The organism is Paenibacillus zanthoxyli JH29, from assembly GCF_000520715.1.
Lineage (GTDB): Bacteria > Bacillota > Bacilli > Paenibacillales > Paenibacillaceae > Paenibacillus_AQ > Paenibacillus_AQ zanthoxyli.
The window spans coordinates 1-1,046 of sequence record NZ_ASSD01000072.1 but is presented as its reverse complement, the minus strand read 5'-3'; the positions used below and the strand labels follow the sequence as shown (position 1 = coordinate 1,046).

The 1,046-nt window shown below is 46.7% G+C and carries 1 protein-coding gene; it reads left to right on the top strand.

Going from position 1 to position 1,046, the window contains the following annotated elements; translation table 11 throughout:
* Positions 1–95: 95 nt before the first annotated feature.
* Positions 96–1,046 (top strand): IS110 family RNA-guided transposase (locus tag L691_RS0102850; protein WP_156934141.1); only part of this gene is annotated, 951 nt, incomplete at its 3' end.

The window sequence follows — 1,046 nt, the reverse complement described above, 5'->3', positions numbered from 1 at the left end:
GCGCGAGCCCGAGAACTAATCTGACCAATTGCAACCTTGAGAATCGCCGATTGTTGCCTTGAGCACGAGTATAACAATTCTCTGATACAGGTTGCATGATCTGCAATAAAACAAAAGGTCGTGACTCATCCATGGATGCTATTTTAGAAACATGCGCTGGTCTAGACGTTCATCAAGAGACAGTTGTAGCCTGTATATTGAAGGGTCCCTTGGATAAGAAACCGAAACAAGAAGTAAGGACATTCGGCACCACAACCGCAGAATTACTTCAACTGCAAGACTGGTTGAGTGAGTGTGAATGCGTGAATGTCGCAATGGAAAGCACCGGTGTATACTGGAAACCCATATGGAATATCCTTGAAGATACCTGTCGACTGACCTTGGCCAATCCCGCCAAAATTCGGAATATGCCAGGCAAGAAGACCGATGTCAAGGATGCCGTATGGATTGCTCAACTGCATCGATGCGGACTCATCGAAGGAAGCTTTGTTCCCGAAGAAGAGATTCGAGACCTCCGCGATCTGACCCGTTATCGTCGGAAACTGGTGCAACATGGCACACAGGAGAAAAATCGCATTCACAAGATCCTGCAGGATGCGAACATCAAACTGACGACATTCGTATCCGACATATTTGGTGTATCGGGACGGGCCTTGCTAGAGTCCATTGTCGACGGCGAAGGATTAGAAGCGGAAGACATTCGTAAAATGGTCAAGACCAAATTGAAGAACAAAGTACCTCAGTTAATCGAGGCTTTGAATGGACGTCTTCGTTTACACCACCGGCGGATGATCAAACGTCACTTGGATCACCTCGACTATTTAGACAAGGAAATTCAGCAGTTGGAGCAGGAAATCGATACGTTGATACAGCCTTACCCTCAGGAAATCGAATTGCTGGATACGATTCCTGGAATTAATCAAGATGCAGCGGCGAGCATCTTGGCGGAAATCGGTCCGGATATGTCCAAATTTCCTAGTGATGCCCATCTGGCATCATGGGTGGGAGTTTGTCCCGCCAATCATGAAAGTGCGGGTAAAAAAAAA